General features: G+C 67.2%; 3 protein-coding genes and 1 pseudogene. 1 reads left to right on the top strand and 3 read right to left on the bottom strand.

What is annotated here, in order from left to right; translation table 11 throughout:
* On the top strand, window positions 1-1,151 hold a 1,151-nt coding region (locus EN745_RS31510), incomplete at its 5' end, for an MFS transporter (protein WP_127423050.1).
* A gap of 112 nt (window positions 1,152-1,263) precedes the next feature.
* On the opposite strand, the gene EN745_RS31505 is transcribed toward EN745_RS31510, so the two are convergent.
* The 3 genes and pseudogenes from EN745_RS31505 to EN745_RS31495 form a co-directional block, all read right to left on the bottom strand.
* Window positions 1,264-2,151, bottom strand: a complete 888-nt coding sequence (locus EN745_RS31505) for an amidohydrolase (protein ID WP_189363219.1) — start codon at window positions 2,149-2,151, stop codon at window positions 1,264-1,266.
* On the bottom strand, window positions 2,151-3,326 hold the full coding sequence (locus EN745_RS31500) for a VWA domain-containing protein (protein WP_127423048.1): 1,176 nt from the start codon (window positions 3,324-3,326) through the stop codon (window positions 2,151-2,153). Before EN745_RS31500 ends, EN745_RS31505 begins: the two co-directional genes overlap by 1 nt.
* Window positions 3,327-3,415: 89 nt before the next feature.
* Window positions 3,416-3,796 (bottom strand): annotated as a pseudogene (locus EN745_RS31495) (MoxR family ATPase); the annotation flags it as partial.

The raw sequence follows: 3,796 nt of genomic DNA, 5'->3' as shown, positions 1-3,796 counted from the left end.
CCCTGGCCTCGATCGCCTGCGGCTTCTCACAGAACCTTTCGCAATTTGTCGCCGCCCGCGTAGTGCAGGGTCTTGGCAGCGCGCTGATGACGCCGGTTGGCCGCATCCTGGTGCTGCGCAATGCGTCGAAGTCGGAGCTGATCGCCGCCACCGCGCTGATCACCTGGCCGGCGCTGTTCGCGCCGGTGGTCGGACCGGTGCTTGGCGGCTTCATCACCACCTATCTCTCCTGGCACTGGAATTTCTTCATCAACATCCCGCTCGGCCTGGCCGGCCTGCTGCTGGTCGCCCGCTTCGTTCCGGGCGACCGCGAAGCCGAGACCAGGCCGCTCGACTGGCCGGGGTTCGTGCTCACCTCGCTCGGGCTCGCCGCGATGCTCTACGGGCTGGAGCGCATCGCGCATCCTGAGGACGGCGTCTTGCCGACCGTGGCGCTGATTGCCGCCGGCGTGCTGATCGGCTGGCTGGCGGTGCGGCACCTCGCGCGCACGCCGCATCCGCTGCTCGACCTCAAGGCGTTCAAGGTCCTGACCTTCGCCATCTCGACGCTGTCGGCCGGAACGATTTTCCGAGTGTCGATCAATGCTACCCCGTTCCTGCTGCCGCTGCTGTTCCAGGTCGGCTTCGGCTTGCGGCCGGTCGATGCCGGCTTGCTCGTCCTGGCCTATTTCCTCGGCAATCTCGGCATGAAGGCGGTGACGACGCCGACGCTGAGGCGTTTCGGCTTCCGTCGCGTGCTGGTCGTCAACGGCCTGATCGCCTCGCTCGCGGTGATGGCCTGCGCGGCGATCTCGCCTGAAACGCCGCGGGCGCTGGTGGTGGCGCTGATGCTGGTCGCCGGCCTGGCGCGTTCGATGCAGTTCACCGCGCTCAACACGCTGGCTTTCGCCGATATCTCGGCTGCGCAGCGCAGCTCGGCGGCGACACTGTCCAGCATGCTGCAGCAGATATCGATGTTGTTCGGCGTAGCGGTCGCGGCGGCGGTCCTCAATCTGTCGCAGATCGCAAGAGGCGGGGCAGCACTCGATCTGGTCGATTTCAGGATCGCCTTCCTGGTGGTCGGCGGAATCAGTCTTGCGGCTGCCTTCCGCTTCCTGGTGCTGCCGCCGGCGGCGGGCGCCGAGGTTTCAGGCCATTCGCCGCGGAATTGACATCCGGATTTTGGGCCGATCGCCGAGACATACTCCGCCTCCGCCTTTGGTCGCGCCCTCATCCGTCTCGGGGCCGCGCCCCGATCCACCGTCTCTCACAGGGTACAGGCTCTCACGCCGGTCGATAAACCCTTTCAGCAGTGTTCCAGAAGATATCCGCTTCCGCCGCTGCGCCGTGCCTGGCCACCGCCGCGCGGTGCGCCTTGATCAACTCGGCGTGGCTGGTCCACAGCTTCTCGATGGGGAAGTTCGAGCCGAACATCAGATGGTCCGGGCCGAGGATATCGATCGCGTTGTCGACGATGTAGGCGATCAGCGCCGGATCGTTGCGGTGGACGAAGGTGCCCAGGCCGGACAGCTTGGCGTAGACGTTGGGCGCGGCGGAGAGCGTGCGCAGGCCGGTCTTCCATGCCTCGGTGGTTTCCGGTTCCATGCCGGTCAGCATGCCGGCATGGGTGAGGATGAAGTTGGTCTCGGGGTTCTCGCCGACCAGCGTCAGGCCGTCCTTCATCTGCGCCGGGAAAAGCTGGAGGTCGAAGGGCAGGCCGTAGTCCTTCAGCCGCGCCACATTCTTCCGCACTGTGGGATCGATGACCTGGTCTGCCGAGGCGGCGAAGCGGAAAGCCGGCGTCTCGTGCCAGTGCAACTGCATGCGCACGCCGCGCAGCAGCTTGTATTTCATTAGCCGGTCGATCTGCGGCCGGACATCGTCGACGGTCATGTCGGCATAGCCGACGATGGCGTGCGGCCAGCCGGTTTCGTCGGCGGTCTTCTGCAGGAAGGCGACTTCCTTCTCGAAATCCTCCTTGGCCCAGTTGGTCTGGACATAGACGGTCTTTTCGACGCCAGACCCCTTCTGGTCTTCGAGGAATTCCTCGATTGGATAGTCGCGGCGGATCGGCTCGTAGGGGCCGAAGATGCGCGGCGCCATCGGTCCGACCAGCCAGGGCTGGTCCTTCTGGCGCCAGATGTGGAAATGCGCGTCGATCGCCTTCTGCATCACGATACCCTTTTCCAGATGGCCTCGGCCGACGGAGCGGGCCGGGCGAGCGACAGGATAAAATCCGTGAGGCTCTTCAGCGACGAGCCGTCGACAAGATCGTCGAGCATCGGCACGATGGCGCGCAGCGCCGCCGTCGCCGGCCGGAAACGCGGATCGCCGGCGAGCGGCGTCGCCAGCGACAATCGGAAGGCGCGGGCGCTCAGGCGGCGCATCGCGGTCTCGAGATCGGCGTGGTCGCCGCGCTCCAGCGCATCCGAAAGGATGACCACCGCCGCGCCGCGGGCGAAGGCGGAAAACCGTGGCACCGAAAGGAAGGTGAGCAGCGTCGGCCCCATGCGAGTGCCGCCGTCCCAGTCGTCGACCAAAGCCGCTGCCCGGGCGAGCGCCTGGTCGCGATCGCGGATACGCAGCGCCGAGGTGATGCGCGTGAGCCGAGTGCCGAAGGTGAAGACTTCGGCACGGTCGGCGCTCTGCACGGCGGCGTGCGCCAACTTCAGGTAATCGGAGGTGTGGAGCTTCATCGAGCCGGAGACGTCGATGAGCAGGAGCAGCTTGCGCGGCACGGTCTGTCGGCGGCGGAGCTGCGGCGAAGGAATGTCGCCGTCGGCGCTGACGATTTCGCTGAGCGAACGCCTGAGGTCGAGCGTGCCGCGCGAGCGGGTGCGGATGGTGCGGAAGGAGCGGCGGGCGGGCAGGGCGGAGGCGAGCCCGCGGCGGAATGCGCCAAGACCGTCGGCGTCGCGCTGGAAATCGCGGCTGCTCAACTGCTCGCGCGCCGAGGTCAGCTCGCCGCCCTTCCCCTGGCGAGCGGCCTGGCTTTGCTCTTCGCGCGTGCCACGATCGTCCTTGATGCGGGTTTCATCCTCTTCGCCCTCGATCGACGGTTTTACGTCGCCATAGAAGTGGCTGCGTAAATGTGCGTCGAATTCGATGCGACGGTCGGGCGAAGGCGCGAGCGTCGCCAGCGCGGCCTCGCGGATGTCGTTCATCGAGCGCGGCCCAAGCAGTGTCACCGCCTGCATGAAGCTGGTGGCCTGTTCCGGCGCGACGGCGAAGGCGTGGCGGCGCAACAGGCGGGCAAAGCCAAGGAAGGGCGCGGCGGCGCGGGGCAAGCTTTCCTCGCCCCGTTCACGGGGAGAGGATGCCGGCAGGCAGGTGAGGGGCAGCGCCATCGTCTGCCCATGTTGGCGCCGCCCCTCATCCGCCCCTTCGGGGCACCTTCTCCCCGTGAACGGGGAGAAGGGATTGTTGAGGTCGCGGCTCACGCCAGTGACTCCTCGACGATCCTCCCAAGTTCCGGCGCGATCGCGGACAGATCCTCCTCGTCCTTGATCAGCACGCCGATGGCGCGGCGAAAGGCTTCCGGCCATGGGCTTCCGCCCTTTTCGAGAATGGTGGCGGCATTCGCCCATTCCACCGCCTCGGCAATGCCGGGCGGCTTGGCCAGCGGGCGGGCGCGGATCTGCTGCACGGCATTGGCCACCGCGCGCGCCGTCGCCTCGGCGACATCGCCCGCGCGCAGCATGATGATCTCGGCCTCGCGCGCGGCGTCGGGATAGCCGATCCAGTGGTAGACGCAGCGCCGGCGCAGCGCCTCGGCCAGCTCGCGGGTGCGGTTGGAGGTCAGGATGACGATCGGCTG

Source organism: Mesorhizobium sp. M4A.F.Ca.ET.022.05.2.1, assembly GCF_003998845.1.
In the GTDB taxonomy this organism is placed as follows: domain Bacteria; phylum Pseudomonadota; class Alphaproteobacteria; order Rhizobiales; family Rhizobiaceae; genus Mesorhizobium.
The sequence above is the reverse complement of the archived record's forward strand: the minus strand, read 5'-3'. Positions and strand labels throughout refer to the sequence as shown.

Bases quoted from the DNA above. Each gene is read 5' to 3' on its own strand.
- EN745_RS31505 (WP_189363219.1), bottom strand. From the start codon at position 2,151: ATGCAGAAGGCGATCGACGCGCATTTCCACATCTGGCGCCAGAAGGAC.
- EN745_RS31500 (WP_127423048.1), bottom strand. From the start codon at position 3,326: ATGGCGCTGCCCCTCACCTGCCTGCCGGCATCCTCTCCCCGTGAACGG.